The organism is Microbacterium sp., from assembly GCF_031988965.1.
In the GTDB taxonomy this organism is placed as follows: Bacteria; Actinomycetota; Actinomycetes; order Actinomycetales; family Microbacteriaceae; genus Microbacterium.
The window spans coordinates 4,544-5,351 of sequence record NZ_DALZXX010000168.1 but is presented as its reverse complement, the minus strand read 5'-3'; the positions used below and the strand labels follow the sequence as shown (position 1 = coordinate 5,351).

The window sequence follows — 808 nt, the reverse complement described above, 5'->3', positions numbered from 1 at the left end:
ACCGGTGGCACCTCCCGGCTAGACCCGATGCGGGGTCAGATCCGCACCGGGCGTTCATCGCGGGGTCACATTCGCACTGGAAAGGTCCGATTCCGGTGTGAAACTGGCCCCGCACGCTCAGGCGTCCGCGAGTCACGCCCCCAACCGGACGCGCGCGGGGTCAGATCCGCACCGGGCGTTCAGCGCGGGGTCAGATCCGCACCGGGCGTTCAGCGCGGGGCCAGATCCGCACCGGGCGTTCAGCGCGGGGTCACATTCGCACCGGAAAGGTCCGATTCCGGTGCGAAACTGGCCCCGCACTAGGCGCCGGGTGCTCATTCGACCCCGCACCATCCTGGGCTGGGCGCGGGCGGGCACCGCACCGCACCGCAGCGCAGCGCCGGGCAGCCGATGCGCGCTCAGACCGCGGCAATCCTCCAGGATGCCGAATGCGCCGCGCCCGGTTCGAGCACGACGAGGTCGGTTCCCGAGTTGAAGGCGTCGGGCGGGCACGTCATCGGCTCGACCGCGAGGCCGATGCGGTGGATCGCGTCGATCCCCGGGTTATCGGCCGTGTGCACCTGCACCCAGGGGCAGCGCTCGTCGAAGGTCATTGCGACGCCGCTTCCCGCATGCGTCACCAGCCGCACCTCGGCGACACCGCCCTCGCGCGCGAGACCGGTGAATGCGTGATCGATGAAGACGTCGCCGATCGGGCGCGCAGCGCGGAAGTCCCACTGCGGATGCTCCGCCACGGCCTCGACGGCCACCGGGCTCAGCCGGTCATCGGTGACGGTCAGCACCTCGGATGCCGGCAGGGTGAGCGTCC

At 71.2% G+C, this 808-nt stretch carries 1 pseudogene; it reads right to left on the bottom strand.

Going from position 1 to position 808, the window contains the following annotated elements:
• Positions 1-398 precede the first annotated feature (398 nt).
• Positions 399-808 (bottom strand): annotated as a pseudogene (locus tag RTM68_RS16605) (galactose mutarotase); the annotation flags it as partial.